Origin of the sequence: Parabacteroides sp. AF18-52, assembly GCF_003479145.1 — a bacterium.
GTDB lineage: Bacteria > Bacteroidota > Bacteroidia > Bacteroidales > Tannerellaceae > Parabacteroides > Parabacteroides faecis.
The window spans coordinates 1-20,515 of record NZ_QUGR01000011.1; the positions used below are offsets into that span (position 1 = coordinate 1).

The following is a 20,515-nucleotide window of genomic DNA, read 5'->3' on the forward strand; positions in this document are numbered from 1 at the left end:
ATCATCAAACGAATGAAGCATATATGTGTTCTTTGCGTTTGATATATATCAAACGAATAATTCTACAGGAAAGAATAAGGAACAATTATAATGGCCCAATCAATTCTTTCAGCCTAATTCCAAAAACATATCATCAAAATTAATTACAACCCGATGAAATAAATTAATAAAATCCATTCATTTAATACAGATAAAGATCAGCCAGACCGAAACACTCTCTCACCGGGAAGCGGAGATCCTGCGGCTTCTATGTCAGCATACAAACGATATGCTACACAGGAACCCCGTATTGCTAAGAGCTATGGGGAGACGATAGTTTTTTCAACGCCCGGAGTATGGACGTGTTTATTACTAAACTACGTAAGAAACTAAAAGCCGATCCCTCGGTTCAAATAATAAATATCCGTGGGATCGGCTATAAGCTAATTATTTAAAATGATCAAAAGAACAATTCAGGTTCGCGCCGTGCACTGAAGTTTTTATGAAGCATGGCCGTATAAGGCGTATCAAACGTACGTGCTCCTTCCGGGCATTCCTTCACACAGGCACAGCATTTAATACAAAGAACAGGATCACTGAACATCCGGTCATCGACAATCGAAATGGCAGTAACCGGACAAACATCAATACAATATTCACACAGTGTACATAGCTCTTCATCCGTAACCGGAGCCTGTGGTGTCGACGGTCCTTTTACTTTATAAGGGTAATTCCCTTTCACCTCCAGCACTGGCAATTTCGACAAACAGCCAGCATCATCCAGTTTCTTCAGCGTATCATGTCCAAACTGAGAAGCCTTGAACAGATCATCCTTATCCGGACGACCTGCCGCAATAGGCATATCCTTCCGGCTATAAGAATGTTCACCGACAAAAGCACCGGCACTGACAGGAATAAATCCCTGCACTACCAACGTATCGCTCAGCTCTTTCAAAGCATCTTCGTAATCGCGGTTCCCATAGACAACCACTGGTATGACCGGCGTATCTTTTCCCTGAAACATACGGATACGTTCCATCGCCGTTTCTGCAACACGTCCGCCATAGACCGGGACAGCAACGATCACCAGTTCATTCTCTCCTATTAGCAACGGTTCCTTTAAGCCTTCGCAGGTTATATCCGACTCAGATAAAGTTTCCGCTTCCAATCCTTCCGCAATAGCATAAGATATCTTAGCCGATGTATGCGTCGGAGAAAAATAGATTAAATGTATATTCTTATACTGCATATCTTTTATTTTATCGCCGCATCGATCTTTTTCATCAATTCGGCAAACTCTTCTTCCGTATATCCTTTGCCGGTATAGATCACTTTACCGTCCTTACCTATCAAATAGGTTCGGGGAATCAGGTTCTTGGCAAACGCACCGAAGATCGCCCGGTTCTTGTCGGGGTATAACGGGAAAGTAAAACCTTTTTTCTCGTTGTACTTCGCCAGTTCGGCATCCGTATGTTCACGACCGATCACCAGCATTTGAAAACTCTTGTTATCCTTATACTTCGGCCACAGTTTCTGCTGTACCTCAGCCAGTTCTTTCTGGCAGGGAGGACACCAAGTGGCAAAAAAGTTTATCAGGACTACTTTTCCTTTCAGAGATGCTGACGACGTTTGTGTTCCGTTATCGGAAACGATCGTAAATGCAGGCATCTGGTCACCTACCTTTATTATGTCTGCATCGTTTTGTGCATGAGTAATAAAGGCAAAGATCATAAAGATGGCGGTTAAGAGACTTTTTTTCATAAAAATTTTATTTTAAACTTTGGGCTACGTCATAGCCTGCTTTCAATGCTTTCAGGTTCATCTCGACCACTTCTTCACCCTTACGGCCAAAGATATGACGGATACCATCTGCTATTTTATCATATTCGATACCGATAAAAGGAGTTGCTGCCCCCAGCATAACAATATTCGCAGCACGGGCCGTAGCCACTTCTTTTGCAATTGCCTCCACATCGAGAATTACTTTATGCGGCAGCTTATTCAATTCTTCATTCACCTTGTCGATATCCGGATAGTTGGGGATATTGACAAACGGCTGTGAGTTTGTCACCAGCCAACCCTCTTTTTTCAGATAAGGAAGATAACGGAGACTCTCCATCGGTTCCAGTGAAATGATCAGGTCGGCATGTCCTTTCGGGATCAGATCGGATGCGATCGGCTGGTCTGACAAACGCAAATTCGACTGTACGTCACCTCCGCGCTGGCTCATTCCGTGTACTTCCGCTTGTTTCATATACAGACCTTCTTTCAAAGCTGCTTCTCCAATAACGGCGGCAATAGAGAGGATACCTTGTCCTCCTACACCTGACAATATAATATCTGCTCTCATTTCTTACTTGCTTTTTTCTTTCTGGTTAATGTCTGGATACATTCACGACGCGGGATCAGGACAGATACGCCCTTATATTCAATCTCTTCGCGGATGATCGTTTTCATCTCTTCGTAATTCTTTTTCAACGGGATCATCACACGGATATGAGCCGGATCGACGCCGATACCGGCACAAATAGCTTCCAGACGTCCTGTTCCGGCTGAATCTTGCCCACCGGTCATCGCCGTTGTTTCATTATCGGAGATAACGATCGTTATATTCGTATTCTCATTTACACAATCCAGCAAACCGGTCATACCCGAGTGCGTGAAAGTAGAGTCTCCGATCACTGATACCGCAGGGAATACACCGGCATCGGAAGCACCCTTTGCCATAGTGATAGAAGCCCCCATGTCAATACAGGAGTCGATTGCACGGAATGGAGGCAAAGCACCTAACGTATAACAACCGATATCACCGAATACTTTCGGATCTTTATATTCGGCCAACACTTCGTTCAGCGCTTCATAGACATCGCGGTGACCGCAACCCTGGCACAAAGCGGGCGGACGCTGTTCAACCACTTCCGGTATCGCATAGTAACTGTTAATTTCTTTACCCAAAGCCTTCCCAACAGCATCCGGAGTCAATTCACCGTCACGCTGTAAAGTTCCGTCCAAACGGCCATGTACAATAACACCTTTCCCCAAGAAACCTTTCAATTGTTCTTCCACTACCGGATAACCTTCTTCCAGTACCAGGATTTCCTTGCATTCGTTTGCGATCTTTTCCACCAACTTACGTGGTAACGGATACTGGCTGATCTTCAGTACCGGATGCTCAAACCCGTCCGGATAATTCTCAGACAGATAATTGAAAGCAATTCCTGTAGTAATAATACCCAACTCTTTATCCGGAGCATCGAAATACTTGTTATATATTGAGTTTTCAGAAGATTCGGTAAATACTTTCTGAGATTCCAGTAATACTTTGAAACGCTTACGTGCCAAAGCCGGAAGCAGGATAAAACGCTGGCGTCCGTCCGGCGGGCAATTCATTGTATTTTCATCTTTGATCGGACGTGTCACTACACCTGCACGGGAATGTGCCATACGGGTAGTAATACGCATCAGGATCGGATAACCCAGTTTTTCAGAAAGCTCGAAACCTTCATACACCATATCGTAAGCTTCCTGCTGGCTGGAAGGTTCCAGCATCGGGATCATGGCAAAATTACCATATACACGGTTATCCTGTTCATTTTGTGAAGAGTGCATAGATGGATCATCCGCTGTAATAATGATCATACCGCCGTTAATACCACTCATTCCTGCATTCATAAAGCAATCTGCTGCCACGTTCAGTCCGACATGCTTCATACAGCACAAAGAGCGCTTTCCGGCATAACTCATACCTAATGCAGCTTCCATTGCAGTCTTTTCATTCGCACTCCAACGGCTATGTATCCCCCGTTCTTTCGCTACTGCCGAGCCTTGGATATACTCGGTAATTTCTGTTGAAGGAGTACCCGGATAGGCATAAACACCGGAAATACCGGCATCAATCGCAGCTTGTGCGATTGCCTCATCCCCCAAGAATAGTTGTTTTTCCATGTATATTTGTTTTCTTAAATTGATTTTTATGTTATACCAACTGCCAAAGATACAGTTTTTACCCCAACAAGCGGTAAAAAATTTATCGAATCTTTCTCCTGTTAAGCTCAGCCCTGTAGCGGTTTGCATTACGGTTATGTTCCGTCAATGTCGCTGCAAAATTGTGGCGTCCCGAAAAATCCTCTTTGGCACACATATAAAGATAATTATGCTTCATATAATTCAAAACGCTGTCCATCCCTTTGATGGTAGGAATACGTAATGGCCCCGGTGGAAGGCCGGGATATTTATATGTATTATAAGGAGAATCGATCTCCAGATGTTCAAACAGGATACGCTGCAAGGTAAAATCACCTACGGCGAACTTCACAGTCGGATCTGCCTGTAAGGGAATTCCACGATGCAAACGGTTAAGATATAATCCTGCTACAATCGGATATTCATCCGTGGCTGCTGTTTCTTCCTCCACAATAGAAGCGAGAACAGAAACTTCAACCGGGGTCAGGTTTATGGCCTTTGCTTTTTCCAAACGTGCATCTGTCCAGAAAGATTTATACTCCCGTTTCATACGTTGCATCAGTTTCTCTGCCGGAATATTCCAATAGACTTCATAAGTATTCGGGATAAACATTGCCATGACTGTTTCAAGCGTGAATCCCAACGAATCACAGTAGGCGGAATCATTGAGCAAAGAGAGCAATTCTTCTTTATCCAGCATCAACTGGTCATCCATACGTTCGGCTAGATCATCCTTGAAACGGATATTATTAAATGTAAGACGGGTTGCCACCTGATGTCCGCGCCGCAGATCGTTCAAAAGCTCCAGGTTACTCATCCCCGGTGATACGGCATATCGCCCGGTCCTTATGTTCTCCTGATATTTCAATATCCCTGCCAATTGCTTAAAGCTACCGAGCCGGCTACAATCAGCGGAATCGATCAATTGGCGACACAGGTCATCAAAATTTTTTTCCTTTCCTATATATAGGTAGACTGTTTCTTTCGACATAAAATTCGGAGCCCATGCCAGACGATATCCCCAAAAGCCCGCTCCCGCCAGCAAAAAGACTAAAAATACGACTCCCCCGATTAGTATATTACGTTTTCCTCGTTTTTTCTTATTCATTTTTTAATCCAATAAAATACTGATTATCAGAACAGGTTACAAAAGTAGTATCTTTTTCTCAAAAAATAGATGCAAAATACTTTGTTTATTAAAAAACATACGCCTATCTTTGCAGCGCAATTCTAAGGAAGAAGCACAGAACACATGGAAGTGTGGGTGAGTGGCTGAAACCACCAGTTTGCTAAACTGACGTACTCGTAAGGGTACCGCGAGTTCGAATCTCGCCGCTTCCGCTCCAAGGCTGTTAGTCGAAAGACTGATAGCCTTTGTTGTTTTATCCACCTCCAATAAAACCATTTTTCAGATCCTTTCAAAGTATTTTGTCAATGGAGTGGCACAACTACGCCATCCTAATGGGAGTCTTCATAAGTATAAGTGTTCAAATACTTTTTTAACTGATAATACCTGTAGAATCCAATGAGAAGCAGAATCACACTAACACCTATGCATATCCATGCTACTGCTATCAGATGTTGAATACTTTTGATTTCAAATATGCCGAACCCGACGGTCAAAAGATATAACGAGGTACGTATATAAGAAAAAAGAGTTCGTTCATTTGCCAACCTGGTTCTTTCCAATGCCAGATAATCCCTCAATATAATTTTCTCATAATTTTTAAACCCATTCATTTATTATCCCTTTCTTTCTATATAACATGATGACTTTATATTTTAAACACACAAAACAGAGCTGTTGTTTACCTGCTTTTTGAGGATATTTTCATCAGATTTCCACGATTCCACAATCCAATTCCACAATCACATCACCATTGAGAAAATAATCATCACTGATAATCAGCATTTTACTCAGAACAAATCATTTTGGCATGCCAATTGAACTATCATAAATGTATTAGCATAAAAGATTGTTTAATTAAAAATTTAAAGTCATGAAAAAAGTATTAGTTGTTATGGCAATGGTGATGGGTGTTGGTTGTATGAGTGCTATCGCAGCAGAAACAAGCGTTGATTCAGTGGCTTGCTGCCAGGCGTCACAGGATGAATACAAAAAGATTGAAGTAACGGAAGTACCGGATGTTGTGAAAAGTGCAGTTGAAAAAGCATATGCAGGTCAGACAATCAAAGAAGCCTCTGTAGCAGAAAAGGACGGAGCAAAAACTTATAAACTGGTAATCGCTACAGCTGAAGGAACTGAAAGCACTGTTACTTTCAATGACAAAGGTGAAGAAGTAAAATAAATTAACAACCCACAGGTTATAAAACGGTTAAGATAAAATGTCCGGGACTTTTAAAGAAGCCCGGACATTTTTGTTCTTTAACTTTCATACTTTTCAGCCCATCCCAGAATTACCGGACTGTGTACATCGACACCGAATTCTTCCGCTTTTAACAGGATGCGATGTGCCAATAAAGACTTTTTATCTTCCGGCGCATATCTGAAATAAGCTTCGGCTGCCCTTACATGAGCACCGTCCGGCATTGGGAATTCCCGCGTTTCAGGAAGACCGAAATCAGAAGAGGGAAGTTCTTTACGTTCTTCTGTCGTTAATTTGTCACTAAATTCATTTGCCATAACAATCCATTTTTCAATTCGCTTATAATAACCCGGACAGCAATCGAAAAGCTCACTATTATGACAACATTTAGTAATTATTCTATTAAAACAGAATCAGTCAACAAGAAACAGAGAGGTTATTCTTCCTTTTTAAGCAAGATAATATCCAATATGGAACTGACAATATCCGCTTTCTTCACCACCATTAAATGATCACCTCCTTCAACCGGAAAAACATCTTCGAGCCGGTCATAAGGAAATATCTGGTCGGAAGTTCCATGGATATGATAGAGATGTTCGCTTTTATTATCCGGTACCCAGTCTGTGATCTGTTCCACCGCCCATTTTATATAAACCGGATCAGTTACCGTCATATATTCAGCCAGATCAGAATTGGATGCATTATATACCAAACGGTTAAATGCATTCGTTATAAAATCAGTCGAAGAGAAAAGCCGCTTAGGCATAAATTCCATCAGATTCACTTTACGGACTGCCTGGAAAAGAATAGGGATTTCTTTCTTGCTTTTAAAAGAAGAAATAATCACACATTTCTCCGGTTTCAGGAAAAGGGTCATTTCCTGCATGACCACTGCACCGAAAGAATAGCCGATCAGGATAAACGGAGAGGAAGTATCGATCACTTTTGCCATAGTCCGGGCATATTCGGACAAGGATTCGTCCGGCCGGGGAATATACCATTCAATATAAACCTTCCTATACCCTTTCGGAAGCCTCAGCTTATCAAATACCTTACAATTATAGCACATTCCGGAAATAAAATAGACATCGATATTCTTTACATCCTTCTTCCGGAACCAGTTTACCAACGATGATAAACGATTCCATATTCCGGGAGATTGTGCTTTATTTCCTTCCATACTGCTTTTACTCTTTATAAGCATAAAGATAGTGGTTTTGTTCAAAAACCTTATATTTATAACCAAAAGAATGTTTTACTCATAAAAGAACACGAAGATGACCGAAAAAGAAAAAATGCTGGCCGGTGAATCATATGATTGCGGCGACAAAGAGTTAATCACACGCTGGCACCTTGCCAAAAAACTGGCAAAACAATATTACGATACAGATACAACCGATAAAGAACAGCTGAACAGTATCCTCGACCAGTTACTCGGATCAAGAGGTGAAAATGTATGGGTTTCAGCTCCTATTCATGTCGATTATGGCGAAAACATACACCTAGGAAACAATATCGAGATAAATATGAATTGAAGTTTAAGTTTATTACATGTACCGGGGAAACGTCATTTCCATCGTTAATGTTTACATATTCGGATAAACCTTGCAAACAAAAATGCAGCCTTTGCATCCTTTGCAAAAACTGCATTCCATTAATTATCCACTAAGATCACAATATCAGATATTACCTACCATTTTAGACGGATCAACCCAATTATCAAAATCTTCAGCCGTTAACAAACCCGATTCGACGGCCGCCTGTTTCAAAGACTTATTCTCACGATAAGCCTTCTGGGCTATCGATGCAGCCTTGTAATAACCGATCTTCGGATTAAGAGCCGTTACAAGCATCAATGAATCGTCCAGATGTTTCTTTATATTCTCTTTTACAGGCTCGATACCGATAACACAATTATCATTAAAGCTCCTGCAACCATCGCCAATCAGGCGGGCACTATGAAGAAAGTTATAAATAATCATCGGTTTGAATACGTTCAATTCGAACTGCCCGTTTGCCCCACCTACCGAAATAGCCACATCATTGCCCATCACTTGTGCGGCGATCATTGTCAATGCTTCGTTTTGGGTCGGGTTTACTTTACCCGGCATGATGGATGAACCGGGCTCATTCTCCGGAAGATGGATCTCACCTATCCCGGCACGTGGACCGGAACCGAGCATGCGGATATCGTTTGCAATCTTCATCAGACTGACGGCTATACCCTTCAGTGCACCATGGGTAGACACGATCGCATCGTGAGTAGCCAATGCTTCAAACTTATTCGGCGCGGTAACAAACGGCAACCCGGTCAGTTGTGCAATTTTACGGGCAACATTCTCTCCAAAGTTATCAGGCGTATTGATACCCGTACCGACAGCAGTACCACCTAATGCCAGTTCTGCCAAATGCGGCAAAGTACTTTTCAGGGCATGAATACCATATTCCAATTGAGCAGCATAACCACTAAATTCCTGGCCAAGCGTCAACGGCGTAGCATCCATAAAATGGGTACGTCCTATTTTCACGATCGGCATGAACTCACGGCTTTTCATTATCAAACTCTTATGTAGCATCTCCAGGGCCGGGATCGTATTCTCCCTAAGCATTTTATATGCTGCGATATGCATAGCCGAAGGGAAAGTATCGTTCGACGACTGCGACTTATTCACATCATCGTTGGGCGACAATATCTTTACCTCATCCGTCAATTTTCCACCATTCAACACATGCCCGCGATAAGCTATCACTTCATTCACATTCATATTGGTTTGCGTTCCGCTACCGGTCTGCCATACAACCAAAGGGAAAGAGTCATCCAATTTTCCATCCAGTATCTCATCACAGACACGTACAATCAGGTCGCATTTTTCCTGAGATAAAACTCCGGCATCTTTATTTGCCAGGGCCGCTCCCATCTTCAAATAAGCAAATGCCCGGATAATTTCTTTCGGCATCCGGTTTATATCCTGTGCAATCCTGAAGTTTTCAACACTACGTTGGGTCTGTGCACCATAATAGGCATCGATTGGGACTTTCACGTTTCCCATCGTATCTTTTTCTATCCGACATTCCATAAGTCTTTTTCTTTAATATCTTTTTTATAAAACCGTACAGATAATGAAATGTTTATACCTCAGGAGCATATATTTTGAAGTAACGAACCTTCATATAGCCATAAGTAAGGACGAAAAGCACGAAAACATATAAAAGCTCGGCCGTCCAGTAAACCATCAGCGGGACATCAAACTGTACCAATACCAAAAACAGATAGGCAAGATAAATCAGGATCGTAATCAGTTCAAAAACAAAAGCAGTCCGTGTCCGGCCCGTTCCCGTTACAGCATTACAATAAATATGTGCCGGAACCGACAGGAAATAATTGGAGAGCATTACAACAAAAGGCCAGAATGCATTCCGGATCAACTCTTGATTTTTAGTATAAATACCTAATACCTCATCCGAAAAAAGGAAGGTAAATACAAGCAACGGGATTCCCTGCATGTAGCTCAAACCCATCATCTTCCGGCATAAAGGCATGATATTACGATATTCCCCGGCACCGATCAGATTGCTGACCAAAGATCCTGTTGTCGTTGAAAAGGAACAGACTATTACAAAAAATACAGTAGAGATACTACGGACTATATTTGCAATGGCTAGCTGCTCCTCTCCCAAATGTTCAATCACCACAAAAAACAAGAACCAGGGAGCCACGGCCGTAAAAGAATACATCATGCTCCATACCGAAAGCTTAAATAGCCGAAGTTGCAATTGCCAATCGTATACAGGCCGTAGTCCATAATAACGCTTGTCTATTTTGCGGCAAACATATACCACTAAAACGATCAGAAAAGAAAGTTCCGAAATGGTGGAAGCCAATGCGGCTCCGGATATTCCCAGCCGGGGAAACCCGAAGTTACCGAATATCAACAGATAATTCAATACAATATTAGTAATTACCATTACGACTGCCCCCGTTGTCAGTATCCGTGTCTTTGTTATTCCCACAAAGAAAGCCCGGAAAGCCAAAGCCGGAAAAGTAAACAACAGACCGAACGTACGCCAGTCCAGATATTTTATTACAGCCTCATACACTTCTTCCGATGTGATCAGTTCAGATAATAAGGCCGGAGAGAATAACCAGGACATTACGAACATAGATCCGGCCAACACAATAAGAAAGAACAGTCCCTGAAAGAATACTTTCCCCGTCTCATTATAATTCCCTTCTCCGTTACGACGGCCTACCATCACTTGTAACCCCAGACTGAAACCAAACCCCAGCATATAGATAGCCAGGTAATACATACCCGCCAATGCGGCAGCTCCCAACTCCACCTCTCCATAGTGTCCCAGAAAGATAGCGTCTGTAATATTAATCAATTGCTCTATAAGAATGCTCATCATCACAGGAAAGTTGATGAGCCATATTTGTTTGTATGTGAAATTCATAATTCAACTTAGTATATATGCGTCACTATACATTCTTTTCAGAAGAATGCATCACGACAATTAATTATAAAATAAGATTTGTACCCTGTATGATAAGAGGATAGCGAATTACAGACAAAGAAGGTCTTTGCCTTATGTCAAAGGAAACTACGCTATATACAGAGTTGACACTTCATAAGTTGAATAATCGGATTATTTGTAACAGTTGCAAATGTAAACGTTTTTCCTGACTATGACTACTAAAACGGCAGAAAATGAAAAATATAAAAAGGACGACACTCCTGCCGTCCTTTCCGTTCAATCACAAATGACCTTCTTATCTGTCGGAATACAGTCCAATCGTATTTCCTTCACTATCGGAAAACATAGCAAAATATCCGCGACAGTCAGCTTCAATCTTTGTCTTTTCCCTAAGAACCTTTCCCCCGTTGGATTTGATCAGAGAGAGTGTAGCTTCCATATCGTCTACATGCAAATGGATAAGTACACCGTTCTTTGACGGGAGAAAATCGGCAGCCCATGATACGGCACCCGGAGCCAAACCGTCTTCATCAGGGAAGAAAGCCATCTTTTCGGCATCGCACTCCATCACATCCAACTTCAGGCTCAACACTGTTTCGTAAAACTTTACGCCCCTTACGAAATCAGAGGCCGGAATCTCGAAGAAAGAAATTAACTTTTTCATGTTCACTTTTTTAGATAAACAGTTTCTGTCTTTTGACAATGCAAAGATAGAGTATGCCAAAAGCCGAGACTTGGAAAAAAAGGACATTAGCCGTTCTCCTGTGAGAAATAATCGGAATAGGGAGCACAAACGCCCAGATACTCTTTCGGGGTATATCCGGAGAAAACCTTAAATTCATTAATCAGATGCGGCTGGTCATAGAAGCCACATTCATAAGCCAGTTGGGAAAAACTTATATCCGGAGTAGATTGCAGTACATATAAAGCATGCTGGAAACGGACAATCCGCAGGAACTCCTTCGGGCTGATCCCAACATGTCCGGTAAAAATACGTTGAAACTGTTTAGTACTCAGATAAACAGATGAAGCAAGATCAGAGATACGCACTTCTCCTCCCCGCCGGTTGATCGTCCGAATAGCAGAAAACATCCGTTCGAGATTATGTTCTTTCGGAGGATTGAGACGGGACAGAAGGAAATGTTCGACCAGGCAGATACAATTCCTGTCGTCTGCTTCATATAATATACGGTCTTCCAGTTCCTGCAATTCGCGGTCGCCCAACTCATCGGCAGAAACTTTTTGGTTGCAAAACTCACTGACGGGCATCCGGAAGAATGCACTTACCGAATGTGTATGGAAGACAACGGCCAGTATCCTGATCGTTCCGGAAAAGCTCAGTTCGGAGTAACCGACATACTGCCCGCACAAAATAGACTGGCTGTTTACACGGCGGCTGTCGTGTGAGGAAGATAATAATATTGGATTCCCCCGATAGAAAAGCATCTGCACATTCCCGGTCGGGATGATGCGCTCCGTGTTTTCTATAGGACTATCCGTCTCCAACAACCAGTAATGCCTGACATAAGGAGCAAGTACCGGCAAAGGTAATAGTATCTGAAACGATTCCATGCCGGCAAATATACGAATTTATTCAATCGGTATATGGATTTCAGTCACCAGCTCTTCAGGGGCCGTGTTAGCCGGATTATTCAGATACTTTTCATATCCCGGCGCATCAAGCGGCCTGTATCCACTTTCAGGAATCAGGTGCAGATAGATCGTATCATATACCGATTTCAGATGTTCATACGAACCTTTATAGCGGAAGATTAGATATTTAGCAGCAGGTAATTGCTTTACGCCAACCTCCCCTTTCGGTTCGGCTGTTTTCGGTAAAACCAGGCAAACATACGTGCGCAGCTTGTCAGGTTCCGTCACTTTTGGGTCGTCATGATAGATACAGATATGCTCGATCCCTTCCGAATACAGGTTCTGTTCTTTCACAAAGGCCCACAGTTTCTGCCAGGCCCCGCAAAAATCGAGAGTCATATAGGCTCCCGATAAACGGACATAGGCAATCTGACGGTCAGGATATTCTTTTACTTCAGTTTCTATATTCAAATCATGTCTTACTTCAACAGGTCTCATAATAATGTAATCTTTATTTTTACGATAATTATTAGGTGAAATACCATAGAACAGTTTAAAGGCCTTCGACAAGGAAGACGGGACATCATAACCTACGCGCCAGGATATTTCCTGTACCGACATATCCGAGTAACGCAGTAACCGAGCTGCAGTCTCGACCCTCATCCTGACAATAAAAGCACCGATATTCTCTCCCAGGAATGCTTTTACGATCCGGTGGAAATGCCAGGGCGAAAAACCGGACATCTCTGCCAGCATATCCAGATCAATTGTTTCGCTCAAATGATTGTTGATATACTCTACCAGGATATTTATTTTACGTTGATACTCTTCTTTTGTTGCGGGTCTTTGTTCCATATTCATTTTGTATTTCGCTACAAAGATAAGAGCGGGGAGGATAAGATACTTTTCCTATCTTGCTAAAAAAGGGCGACCATCACTGGCCACCCTTTCCATGTTCACGTTGAATTATCGTTTGTTTTTAAATCAGAGAGTGAATGTTTAATATCTAGTTGTTATAGGAATTTTACATAAGATTTATTTCTTCCGTTAGTAATCATCCTTATCGTACTCATCCGGATGAAACTCCCATACATCATCAAAACGTATAAGCCCACTCATGCCAGCTAAGACAAAACCTCTCTTGCCATTTGAGAAAGATGCCTGTGCCTTACGACTTACCCCTTTGAATTTGGCTACATTCTCCCACAAATCAGTTGAAGGAGAATATTTCCAGGTATCGGTACACAGACTTCCGCTTTCACCGCAAGTCAGATAGGCTGAACCATCGATAACAAAAGTTGCTGCCGACACACGAGCTATCGCATACTCATCATCATAACTTTCTTCCGAAGTATCCGAAATATTACGCAATTGTGTCCATATCCCTGTTGAAGGGTTGAACCTCCAGAAATCATCTGCATAAACTCCGTTATTCAATCCGCAGCAAATATATGCCTTGTCGTCGATCACGAAAGCGGATGCGCCACTCCGTTTACATCCATCGAAATAGAGCTGTTCCCAACTATCGGTATCCGGATCAAACACATAAAAGTCTTTCAAAAAACTGCCGTCATAGCCGCAACCGACATAACCTTTACCATCGACACCGAAAGCCACTGCATCATAACGTGCACCGCCGGGAAAGTCGGCTCTTTGTGTCCAACTATTGGCTGCCGGATCATATTCCCAGAAATCATCCAACTTATTGCTTCCGTCATATCCGGTTCCGAAATATCCTTTCCCGTCAACCGCCATGGCAACTCCCGAGTTACGCGCCGCACCGGGAAAGTTCGCTTTCTGTGTCCAGGTATCCCGGTCCATATCATATTCCCAGAAATCCGACAAACGGCTCGTTCCATCAAATCCACAGACCAGATATCCGTAATCTCCGATCGTAAACGATGCGACATCACTACGGGGAACCCCGTCAAAGTCGGATATACGATACCATTTTCCCATCAAGCAATCTTCCGTGTCATCATCATCGGGAATGATATCGTCATCCTCCTTACAAGAGACCATCGTTACGGAGAACATGGTCAACAGCAATAGAAACAACCTCTCAAATACATTCATACCACTTCTTCTATTTACTGATACAAAAGAACAAAGTATCTTACCTACGCACAAATAAAATCGACCAACAGGACTAATCTCCCGATGAACAGACTATTATAAAAGGTAAAGCCCATTCAGACGCACAAGCAGTAATTGTCTTTACAAAAAGAAAGGGCGACCATCACTGGCTACCCTTTCCGACGTTCACGTTGAATTATCGTTTGTTTCTAAATCAGAGAGTGAATGTTCAATATCACCAATTGTTATTGAAAAATCCTTGTTATTTTTAAGCCTTTCCAGGACCAGCGAACCGATCTTACGGGCACTGGCCTCATCCGGGAAAGACCTCAGCGTGTCAATTGCAGGAATGGAGGGCTGATATATCAACACCTTCTTGTTCATCACGATCTGATAGCCCCAGCCATCCTCCAATTGAAACGTTTGCAACTCCGGTTGCCGGCCGTCGGGAGACCCCACATCTCCATGACGGAAATAAAGAAATAAAACAAGTACCGGTAACAGCACCAGGCCCCAAAGAGCCTTTCTACCTTTAATAATCATCATCGTCGTATTCATAAGGGTGAAGTTCCCAAATGTCATCAAAACGGTAAGTGCTGCTCTTTCCCGTCGCCACAAATCCCCTTTCACCATTGGAAAAAGAAACAGCAACTGTACGGGCCGTACCTTTAAACTTGGCTACATTCTCCCACAAATCGGTTGCAGGATAATATTTCCACGTGTCGGAACGTATACTCCCACTTTCCCCGCAGGTCAGATAAACTGCCCCGTCGATAACGAAAGCCGATGCATTCGTTCGTACTATATTATAATCATCATCATAACTTTCATCCGAGGTATCGGCTATGTCGCGCAACTGAGTCCATGTCTCTGTTGAGGGATCGAACATCCAGAAGTCATCCACATAAGTACCGTTATTCGTTCCGCAACAAATATATGCTTTATCGTTCATCACGAAACTGGTTGCACCGCGCCGTTTGGTTCCGCCGATGCTGACGATCTGTTGCCAGCTGTTGGAACCGGGGTTAAACGCATAGAAATCTTTCAGATAATTCCCATCATAACCACAACCGATATATCCTTTGCCACTTACACCGAAAGCGACAGCATCATAACGTGCACCACCGGGGAAATCAGCTTTTTGTGTCCAGCTATTGGCGGTAGGATCATACTCCCAGAAATCGCTCAGTTTATTCGATCCGTCATATCCGGTTCCGAAATACCCTTTACCGTCAACTGTCATGGCAACTCCCGAGTTACGCGCCGTACCGGGGAAGTTTGCTTTCTGTGTCCAGGTATCCCGGTCCATATCATACTCCCATAAATCCGACAAGCGGTTTGTTCCATCAAATCCACAGACCAGATATCCCTTATTCCCGATAGAGAACGAGGAGGCATCACTACGGGCCAAACCGTCGAAATCGGATACGCGATACCACTTTCCTATCAAATCATCATCATCGTCATCCCCACAGGATATCATTACCAGAGGCAGCAAGGCCAGCAGGAACAGAAATAGTCTTTTTTGTGTCATCATATAACGTGTTACTGTTTACGGATGCAAAAGAATAAAGTATCTCAAAATCCGGCAAATTAAATCGACAAACAGCCTTTCCTATCCGATGAATGGGGATTTTAGGAAGGTAAAATCCTTTTTGGGCCTTATACCGGACCTGTTACCGGCTAATCTGTGCAATCAGGCCATTAACAGAGAAATCCGGGGCATTGGCAGGTTATTCTTGCATGAAAAAGACTGAATCCGGTTCTTTGTGCGGTCAATTGAACAGTATATAATAATATGAAAAGAAACATTTTTCTGTTATGGATATGCCTGGCTATGGCCGGCAGCCTTTTCCAATCCTGCTATGACGAGAGTAATAAGTATGGTAACGGATTAGTCGACTCGGCTTTCCGCAACATCAGTACGGACACCAGCACAGTGACGGTTACCGCCCTGCTGATCGACTCGTTGGAGACTTCCGGCAAATCTCTTGTCATGTTAGGTGAATACACTCATCCTGTATGGGGCAAAATATCCTCCTCCAGCTATGTGGCTTATAACTGCCCGTCATACACGACCGATATCGATGCCCAGGTAGTACTCGACTCACTGGTCCTTTCCTTTAATTACGGAGGATATTATGTAGGTGACACCTTGTCGGCTCAACGGATCAACATACATAAGCTGACCGAAAAAGTGAGATTGAACGATAACGGTTATCTCTATAACACCTCATCGTTCGCCTACGAAACAGAGCCATTGGCCACCAGCACGTTCATCCCCCGGCCTCAAAGCGGGGAAAAGCTACTGGTACGTCTGCCCGATGAGATGGGACAGGATTTTCTGACCCGTTTCCACAAAAGGGATATCCAGGTCAGCTCCGACTATTTTGAAGATTACTTCAAAGGGCTCGTCGTCATACCGGAGGTTACGGGCAACCAGTCGCTGCTCTCTTTCCAGGTTGCAGACAGTTCGGCGACGTTGGTCCTTCATTACCACATCATCGACGAAAAGGAGAATGAACAGGTATTGACATTCACCCCTAACACGACTACCCAGTTCAACCATATCGACCACGACCGCACAGGTACAATTATGGAACCTTTTCCGGCAGGGCAGAAAGAGATACCGTCTGCCTTACTCGATAACCGAGGCGTTCTTTTCGGTGGCCTGGGATGGTACACACGTCTGGAATTTCCTTTTATCAATAACATCCTGATGCAAGGTGAACAGGTTGCTATCGAAAGTGCCTTGCTGAAAATCTACCCTGAACCCGGTACGTTCTCCGGAACCAACGCACTCCCCGACAGTATTTATCTCTATATCGCCGATGAGAACAATGTTGTCACCGATGCCGTAACAGATTATCTGGGAACAGCCGTACAAAGCGGTACTTTAGTGAAAGACGACACATACGACGAAAACACCTATTACTATTTCGATATCACTGACTTTATGCAACAGGAACTGGGAGCTTTCGGGATGTACAAACACAACCTGCAACTGGTGTTCAATGAAGACACTTATACGACGTCGTTCCGCAACCTGACTTTCAGTGACCAGCAGGGCCGTTCTCCTATTATCTTACAGCTAATCTACAAAATATATGAAAGTTATTAAATATCTGATCCTTTTCTTTCTGCCGGCCGTAACCGCCAATGCTCAAAACATTATGACCTCCTCGCCTTATTCGATGTTCGGACTCGGTGAGATCGTAACGGGTTTATATGGTTCCAATTCAGCTATGGGAGGCGTATCGACCGGTATGCGCGATGCCTGGCTGATCAATACGGAAAACCCGGCCGGACTGACCGGACTCGACACGCTCCGCCTCTTTGCCGAGACTTCGGCATTCCTGAAAAGCGAATCTTACCGGTCGAAAAGCGGTAGCAGTCATGCCTTCACCGGTAATGTATCGGCCTTTTCCCTGGCTGGACGCATTCTTCCCCGCTGGTATATGGCAGCCGGCCTGACACCTTATTCATCGGTCGGTTATTATTTCCAGAGTACACAACCGCTGGAAGGATCGCCCGATTCATATTACACCAGCATATTCGAAGGATATGGCGGACTTTCCAAAGTCTACCTGACAAACGCCTTCATGCTGACTAAAAACCTTTCGGTCGGTGTCAATGTAAGTTACATATTCGGCAACACGAAACTCACGGAAAGCCAAAGCGACATTTCAGTTGAAAACAGAATGTACACACATAATTTCTATGCCGACTTCGGATTACAGTATCACCGCCAACTCAACCGCGATGCCTCCTTTACGGTAGGGGCTGTCTACGGATATAAACAACGGCTGAAACTGGAAAACTCGATCGCCATTACTTACAGCAGCAACGAGACAGAACAAAGCAAGAAGAATACGACACAATACCTGCCGCAATATTTCGGAGTTGGAGGTTCGTTGGCTTATAAGAAATGGACGTATGCCCTCGACTACAGCCTCCACCAATACAGCTGTCTCTCATCGGGCGACAGCCGGGTAAAGTTCAAAGATTCGCATGAGTTGAAAATGGGTATCAGCTATTTCCCGGACGGATATACGTCGGGAAGTTACTGGAAACGGATCACGTACAAAGCCGGAGTAGATCTATCGACTCCCTACATGCAAATCAACGGACAGACCGGTTACTCGTACCGGGTGAGTGCAGGAATGGGACTGCCGGTAATGAACGGACGTATCAATGCAGCCTTTTATTATGACCGCACACAACTGAAAAATAATGTGTTCGGACGGGAAGCCTTCGGAGTAACGGTTTCATATACATTGAGCGAGTTATTCTATAAACTGAAGTTATAATTTATCACAGGAATGCCCCTGATCCGGAGAGTAGAACCGCCGATCCGGCATGCCTGTGATAACAGGGATAGCACTATAGTGTCAGTGCATGCCACGCTATTGTGTCAGCACACGTCACACTATAGTGCCGGAGAAGTAATATTCATCAGTAGTAAATTACTTTGAAGACGTCCCGCTTTCCAGAATACTGACAATCGAGAATAAGGTAAAGCAAATGCCTCCCAGACCGGCCAACACACGTGCCGGGACGAAATAGTAAGCATGAACCGAACCCAGTTCAAACAGAAATGCGGAGAGGAACAGACAAGTCAATGCCGTGAAAATAGGTATCAACGGGATTCGGTTGGACAATTTGAATTCGTGCCTCCATATCTTCGACAACAAAATCACTTTACTGGATATACTGTAACAAACCAGTCCCAGCCCTATCATTATATAACCGGTCGTCCCGTTTGCCGGATTAGCAGTTGCCAGGATCAGGATAATCCCCCAGACAACGCAAATACTTCCCATGATCAATACCATAACCGGCCAGAACTCCCGTTCGGTAGGTGTAAAAATATTCCTGATCTGCCGGGCGATCGTCGCTACCAAAGCAATCAGGCTGGTACAGATACAAGCCAGGCCGATCATGACATGCCCTGCTACAAAATATTCCGAACCACGATCACTCCCGGCCAACAGCCAAAAGGCCCACACCCAGGCAACCAGCGCGATCAGGCCGGCAATGGCGATCAGGGTCAGCCCCTGAGCACGGGTAAAAGCTTCGGGCGGAACATCATGGTCCGTCTTTTTCGCATTGACGGTAATCATCGTAAACCGGGTGGAAGAAGTTGCCGTAGTCGATACGCAAGCGGTGATCAACCCGACCCCGCAAATCACATGGCCGGCAACAAAGGAAGATGCATCGGGCGACCGCATGATACAGATCCCGGCTATCACGGTCAGAAGGGCTGACAAATACCCCAGTGCCGGAAGCGCATACCGGCTTATCTGCCCAAACGTATGGATGATCTGCCGGATAATCGTTGCCGCAGTCGAGAACAGTGCGATACAGATCATCCCCAGCGAGAATATCACCGGGCCTGCAACAAACCGACTCGGGTCTGTTCCATACGCCAGAACGAACCATCCATAACCGAAACAAAACAGGGCCATCAGCAGAGGTATCGCCCTGAACAGAACACTAATGCCGTAATTCATAGTCTATTTGTTTTTTAATTTTCATCCAAACAGACAGGATTACGGCATTGTTCCTCAAATTACATTTTTATAGAATCTTTTTAGTTATCAGAAGCTGACAGCCTTATTCCTGCAAGGCCAACCGCCCCATCAATGCAGGCAGGTAAGAGTCGCTGATCGGAATCAGTTCGTCACCGATGCGTATCCGCTTCCGCTCAATATAGCTGATATGCGAGAGAGATACGATATAGGAACGGTGTACCCGGCAGAACAAACCGTCCGCCAGATTTTCCTCAAAACGTTTCAGGCTTACCTGCGACAGGAGAGGCTTGCCCGTAGTACGGTGAATCTTCACATAATCGCCATAGCCCTCCAGGAAAAGGATATCTTCCCTGCGAAGACGAATGATCTTACTTCCTTCCCGAACAAAAACGGGTTGTTCGGTTTGTTCCCTGTGCAATACATCATGCACATCCGCCAATGCTTTATCCAACTTCTCAAAATAGCCCATCAAGGCGTTCAACGTAGAAGCATCCCCATCGAAAGTAATACATTTCAACATAGTTCCGTATCTTTTAAGTTTATGCTACAAATAAATAAGAAAGTTCG

General features: G+C 43.8%; 21 protein-coding genes, 1 tRNA gene and 2 pseudogenes. 6 read left to right on the forward strand and 18 right to left on the reverse strand.

All coding sequences use genetic code 11. The features are described from left to right. Positions 1-208 precede the first annotated feature (208 nt). Positions 209-434 (forward strand): annotated as a pseudogene (locus DWX23_RS17020) (helix-turn-helix domain-containing protein); the annotation flags it as partial. Positions 435-439: 5 nt separating this feature from the next. Here the strand turns inward: DWX23_RS17020 and DWX23_RS17025 are convergent. The 5 genes from DWX23_RS17025 to mltG all read right to left on the reverse strand — a co-directional run bounded on the left by DWX23_RS17025 (position 440) and on the right by mltG (position 5,050). Further along, positions 440-1,228, reverse strand: a complete 789-nt coding sequence (locus tag DWX23_RS17025) for a 4Fe-4S binding protein (protein ID WP_122375368.1) — start codon at positions 1,226-1,228, stop codon at positions 440-442. A 5-nt stretch (positions 1,229-1,233) separates the two neighbouring features. Further along, positions 1,234-1,740 (reverse strand): TlpA disulfide reductase family protein, encoded by a 507-nt coding sequence (locus tag DWX23_RS17030; RefSeq protein ID WP_122375369.1) that lies wholly within the window; start codon positions 1,738-1,740, stop codon positions 1,234-1,236. A gap of 7 nt (positions 1,741-1,747) precedes the next feature. Beyond that, entirely contained in the window at positions 1,748-2,329 is a 582-nt protein-coding gene (locus tag DWX23_RS17035; protein WP_122375370.1) for an indolepyruvate oxidoreductase subunit beta, read from the reverse strand. Continuing rightward, complete coding sequence (locus DWX23_RS17040; RefSeq protein ID WP_122375371.1) at positions 2,326-3,924, reverse strand: thiamine pyrophosphate-dependent enzyme; 1,599 nt, start codon at positions 3,922-3,924, stop codon at positions 2,326-2,328. The genes DWX23_RS17035 and DWX23_RS17040 overlap by 4 nt, the downstream gene beginning before the upstream one ends. Positions 3,925-4,006: 82 nt before the next feature. After that, positions 4,007-5,050 (reverse strand): endolytic transglycosylase MltG, encoded by a 1,044-nt coding sequence (gene mltG, locus DWX23_RS17045; RefSeq protein ID WP_122375372.1) that lies wholly within the window; start codon positions 5,048-5,050, stop codon positions 4,007-4,009. Positions 5,051-5,196: 146 nt separating this feature from the next. On the opposite strand from mltG, the gene DWX23_RS17050 reads away from it, so the two are divergent. After that, positions 5,197-5,283: transfer RNA gene (locus DWX23_RS17050), tRNA-Ser, on the forward strand. Positions 5,284-5,400: 117 nt separating this feature from the next. On the opposite strand, the gene DWX23_RS17055 is transcribed toward DWX23_RS17050, so the two are convergent. Then, positions 5,401-5,682: a DUF202 domain-containing protein gene (locus DWX23_RS17055; RefSeq protein WP_122375373.1), complete on the reverse strand. Its 282-nt coding sequence runs from the start codon at positions 5,680-5,682 to the stop codon at positions 5,401-5,403. Between the two features lie 260 nt (positions 5,683-5,942). Here DWX23_RS17055 and DWX23_RS17060 point away from each other — a divergent pair, with 260 nt between their 5' ends. Continuing rightward, positions 5,943-6,251, forward strand: coding sequence for a hypothetical protein (locus tag DWX23_RS17060; protein ID WP_122357171.1), 309 nt, complete (start codon positions 5,943-5,945; stop codon positions 6,249-6,251). 77 nt (positions 6,252-6,328) lie between these two features. On the opposite strand, the gene DWX23_RS17065 is transcribed toward DWX23_RS17060, so the two are convergent. Together DWX23_RS17065 and DWX23_RS17070 are read right to left on the reverse strand one after the other, a co-directional pair. After that, a complete protein-coding gene (locus tag DWX23_RS17065) occupies positions 6,329-6,586 on the reverse strand; it encodes a hypothetical protein (protein WP_122357170.1) in 258 nt (85 codons plus the stop codon). 119 nt (positions 6,587-6,705) lie between these two features. Continuing rightward, a complete protein-coding gene (locus DWX23_RS17070; RefSeq protein WP_122375452.1) occupies positions 6,706-7,449 on the reverse strand; it encodes an alpha/beta fold hydrolase in 744 nt (247 codons plus the stop codon). A gap of 97 nt (positions 7,450-7,546) precedes the next feature. Between DWX23_RS17070 and DWX23_RS17075 the strand changes: the two are divergent. After that, positions 7,547-7,801, forward strand: a pseudogene (locus DWX23_RS17075) (maltose acetyltransferase domain-containing protein); the annotation flags it as partial. 147 nt (positions 7,802-7,948) lie between these two features. Here the strand turns inward: DWX23_RS17075 and fumC are convergent. From fumC to DWX23_RS17115, 8 genes are all read right to left on the reverse strand, one after another. Continuing rightward, positions 7,949-9,346, reverse strand: a complete 1,398-nt coding sequence (gene fumC / locus DWX23_RS17080) for a class II fumarate hydratase (RefSeq protein WP_122357168.1) — start codon at positions 9,344-9,346, stop codon at positions 7,949-7,951. 52 nt (positions 9,347-9,398) lie between these two features. Next, positions 9,399-10,724: an MATE family efflux transporter gene (locus DWX23_RS17085; protein WP_122375375.1), complete on the reverse strand. Its 1,326-nt coding sequence runs from the start codon at positions 10,722-10,724 to the stop codon at positions 9,399-9,401. A gap of 316 nt (positions 10,725-11,040) precedes the next feature. Next, the gene (locus DWX23_RS17090; RefSeq protein ID WP_122375376.1) at positions 11,041-11,409 is read right to left on the reverse strand and encodes a VOC family protein; all 369 of its coding nucleotides are present in this window, start codon (positions 11,407-11,409) and stop codon (positions 11,041-11,043) included. Between the two features lie 86 nt (positions 11,410-11,495). Beyond that, positions 11,496-12,317 carry a helix-turn-helix domain-containing protein gene (locus DWX23_RS17095; protein WP_122375377.1) on the reverse strand — a complete coding sequence of 274 codons (822 nt, stop codon included), beginning with the start codon at positions 12,315-12,317 and terminating at the stop codon, positions 11,496-11,498. 18 nt (positions 12,318-12,335) lie between these two features. After that, entirely contained in the window at positions 12,336-13,193 is an 858-nt protein-coding gene (locus tag DWX23_RS17100) for a GyrI-like domain-containing protein (RefSeq protein ID WP_199673310.1), read from the reverse strand. Positions 13,194-13,385: 192 nt separating this feature from the next. Next, the gene (locus tag DWX23_RS17105) at positions 13,386-14,414 is read right to left on the reverse strand and encodes a kelch repeat-containing protein (RefSeq protein WP_199673312.1); all 1,029 of its coding nucleotides are present in this window, start codon (positions 14,412-14,414) and stop codon (positions 13,386-13,388) included. A 186-nt stretch (positions 14,415-14,600) separates the two neighbouring features. Next, complete coding sequence (locus tag DWX23_RS17110; protein WP_122375378.1) at positions 14,601-14,972, reverse strand: DUF4907 domain-containing protein; 372 nt, start codon at positions 14,970-14,972, stop codon at positions 14,601-14,603. After that, positions 14,947-15,948 carry a kelch repeat-containing protein gene (locus tag DWX23_RS17115; RefSeq protein ID WP_122357182.1) on the reverse strand — a complete coding sequence of 334 codons (1,002 nt, stop codon included), beginning with the start codon at positions 15,946-15,948 and terminating at the stop codon, positions 14,947-14,949. Before DWX23_RS17115 ends, DWX23_RS17110 begins: the two co-directional genes overlap by 26 nt. Before the next feature lie 264 nt (positions 15,949-16,212). Between DWX23_RS17115 and DWX23_RS17120 the strand changes: the two genes are divergently transcribed. Both DWX23_RS17120 and DWX23_RS17125 read left to right on the forward strand, forming a co-directional pair. Continuing rightward, complete coding sequence (locus DWX23_RS17120) at positions 16,213-17,535, forward strand: DUF4270 family protein (RefSeq protein WP_122375379.1); 1,323 nt, start codon at positions 16,213-16,215, stop codon at positions 17,533-17,535. Then, positions 17,522-18,724 carry a hypothetical protein gene (locus tag DWX23_RS17125; protein ID WP_122375380.1) on the forward strand — a complete coding sequence of 401 codons (1,203 nt, stop codon included), beginning with the start codon at positions 17,522-17,524 and terminating at the stop codon, positions 18,722-18,724. The genes DWX23_RS17120 and DWX23_RS17125 overlap by 14 nt, the downstream gene beginning before the upstream one ends. Positions 18,725-18,880: 156 nt before the next feature. Here DWX23_RS17125 and DWX23_RS17130 read toward each other — a convergent pair whose 3' ends face one another. Continuing rightward, positions 18,881-19,927: a DUF2776 domain-containing protein gene (locus tag DWX23_RS17130; protein WP_122375381.1), complete on the reverse strand. Its 1,047-nt coding sequence runs from the start codon at positions 19,925-19,927 to the stop codon at positions 18,881-18,883. A 103-nt stretch (positions 19,928-20,030) separates the two neighbouring features. Next, positions 20,031-20,468, reverse strand: coding sequence for a LytTR family DNA-binding domain-containing protein (locus DWX23_RS17135; protein WP_122357160.1), 438 nt, complete (start codon positions 20,466-20,468; stop codon positions 20,031-20,033). Positions 20,469-20,515: the final 47 nt, after the last annotated feature.

Bases quoted from the DNA above. Each gene is read 5' to 3' on its own strand.
- DWX23_RS17040 (WP_122375371.1), bottom strand. From the start codon at position 3,924: ATGGAAAAACAACTATTCTTGGGGGATGAGGCAATCGCACAAGCTGCG.
- DWX23_RS17055 (WP_122375373.1), bottom strand. From the start codon at position 5,682: ATGAATGGGTTTAAAAATTATGAGAAAATTATATTGAGGGATTATCTG.
- DWX23_RS17090 (WP_122375376.1), bottom strand. From the start codon at position 11,409: ATGAAAAAGTTAATTTCTTTCTTCGAGATTCCGGCCTCTGATTTCGTA.
- DWX23_RS17115 (WP_122357182.1), bottom strand. From the start codon at position 15,948: ATGACACAAAAAAGACTATTTCTGTTCCTGCTGGCCTTGCTGCCTCTG.
- DWX23_RS17060 (WP_122357171.1), top strand. From the start codon at position 5,943: ATGAAAAAAGTATTAGTTGTTATGGCAATGGTGATGGGTGTTGGTTGT.
- DWX23_RS17100 (WP_199673310.1), bottom strand. From the start codon at position 13,193: ATGGAACAAAGACCCGCAACAAAAGAAGAGTATCAACGTAAAATAAAT.
- DWX23_RS17130 (WP_122375381.1), bottom strand. From the start codon at position 19,927: ATGAATTACGGCATTAGTGTTCTGTTCAGGGCGATACCTCTGCTGATG.
- DWX23_RS17135 (WP_122357160.1), bottom strand. From the start codon at position 20,468: ATGTTGAAATGTATTACTTTCGATGGGGATGCTTCTACGTTGAACGCC.
- DWX23_RS17120 (WP_122375379.1), top strand. From the start codon at position 16,213: ATGAAAAGAAACATTTTTCTGTTATGGATATGCCTGGCTATGGCCGGC.
- mltG (WP_122375372.1), bottom strand. From the start codon at position 5,050: ATGAATAAGAAAAAACGAGGAAAACGTAATATACTAATCGGGGGAGTC.
- DWX23_RS17125 (WP_122375380.1), top strand. From the start codon at position 17,522: ATGAAAGTTATTAAATATCTGATCCTTTTCTTTCTGCCGGCCGTAACC.
- DWX23_RS17065 (WP_122357170.1), bottom strand. From the start codon at position 6,586: ATGGCAAATGAATTTAGTGACAAATTAACGACAGAAGAACGTAAAGAA.
- DWX23_RS17070 (WP_122375452.1), bottom strand. From the start codon at position 7,449: ATGGAAGGAAATAAAGCACAATCTCCCGGAATATGGAATCGTTTATCA.
- DWX23_RS17110 (WP_122375378.1), bottom strand. From the start codon at position 14,972: ATGAATACGACGATGATGATTATTAAAGGTAGAAAGGCTCTTTGGGGC.
- DWX23_RS17035 (WP_122375370.1), bottom strand. From the start codon at position 2,329: ATGAGAGCAGATATTATATTGTCAGGTGTAGGAGGACAAGGTATCCTC.
- DWX23_RS17095 (WP_122375377.1), bottom strand. From the start codon at position 12,317: ATGGAATCGTTTCAGATACTATTACCTTTGCCGGTACTTGCTCCTTAT.
- DWX23_RS17085 (WP_122375375.1), bottom strand. From the start codon at position 10,724: ATGAATTTCACATACAAACAAATATGGCTCATCAACTTTCCTGTGATG.
- DWX23_RS17030 (WP_122375369.1), bottom strand. From the start codon at position 1,740: ATGAAAAAAAGTCTCTTAACCGCCATCTTTATGATCTTTGCCTTTATT.
- DWX23_RS17025 (WP_122375368.1), bottom strand. From the start codon at position 1,228: ATGCAGTATAAGAATATACATTTAATCTATTTTTCTCCGACGCATACA.
- DWX23_RS17105 (WP_199673312.1), bottom strand. From the start codon at position 14,414: ATGAATGTATTTGAGAGGTTGTTTCTATTGCTGTTGACCATGTTCTCC.
- fumC (WP_122357168.1), bottom strand. From the start codon at position 9,346: ATGGAATGTCGGATAGAAAAAGATACGATGGGAAACGTGAAAGTCCCA.